The organism is Bradyrhizobium sp. P2_E8, assembly GCF_056403875.1.
The window spans coordinates 1-1,015 of the sequence record NZ_JBFUES010001608.1; the positions used below are offsets into that span (position 1 = coordinate 1).

Sequence of the window (1,015 nt, forward strand, 5' to 3'; positions counted from 1 at the left end):
GAACCATCGCGAGCGCACGCTCGCCCAGTTCCGCTCCGGCGACATCCGCACGCTGGTCGCCACCGACATCGCCGCTCGTGGCATCGACGTCGACGGCATCACCCACGTCATCAATTTCGACCTGCCCAACGTGCCCGAGACCTACGTCCACCGCATCGGCCGCACCGCGCGCGCCGGCGCAGAGGGCACCGCGATCTCGCTGGTCRCAGGCGGCGAGGAGCTCAGCTATCTCCGCGACATCGAGCGGCTGATCAAGGTGGCGCTGACGCGCGAAGACCTCCGCACCGATGCCGGTCGCCGCGATGCAGGTCCTCCCTCGCCGCAGCAACGACAGGGCCGGCCGGGTCGCCCGGGCCAGCGTCCGCAAGGCGCACGGCACGGTGACGGACGGCGTGCCGACGAAAGGCATGCCGACGGACGCCACCATAGCGCCGGCAAGCAGGGTGATGGACGGCCCGGTGAAGGCCGGCATGGCGACGGAAGGCATGTTGAAGGAAGGCCTGGCAGCGGCCCGAAGGCCTCCAAGGGGTCTCGTCGCCGCCGCTCCGGCGGTAAGATGCATTCTTCGCCGACCGACCGTCCGGAACAGCGTTCCGCGCATAGCGCTGGGACGTCTGATGGGATACAAGGCGTTGCCTTTTTGCGCCGCGAGAGTCGGCCGAACGGCCAATCGACCCGCAAACCCTACTCGCACTAGCCGTCCACGACCTGGAGACATTCATGGCTAAGGAAGAGCTGATCCAGTTCGAAGGACTGGTCACCGAAATCCTCCCCGACGCCCGCTACCGCGTGCAGCTCGATGCCGGACACGAGATCGTTGCCTACACCGCCGGCAAGATGAAGAAGAACCGCATCAAGACGCTCGCGGGCGACCGCGTGACGGTGGAGATGTCGCCCTACGATCTCGAGAAGGGCCGACTGATTTTCCGCCACAAGGACGAACGTCCCGCATCATCCGGCGGACCGCCGCGGGGTGGCGCGCAGCGCGGTGGTCAGTTCCGTCGCCGCTAAGCGG

At 67.5% G+C, this 1,015-nt stretch carries 2 protein-coding genes; both read left to right on the forward strand.

Features of this window, described 5'->3' with window-relative positions; translation table 11 throughout:
- The coding region (locus AC1D00_RS42675) for a helicase-related protein (RefSeq protein WP_477014857.1) at positions 1–697 on the forward strand (697 nt) is incomplete at its 5' end.
- 23 nt (positions 698–720) lie between these two features.
- A complete protein-coding gene (infA, locus tag AC1D00_RS42680; protein WP_027544250.1) occupies positions 721–1,011 on the forward strand; it encodes a translation initiation factor IF-1 in 291 nt (96 codons plus the stop codon).
- Positions 1,012–1,015: the final 4 nt, after the last annotated feature.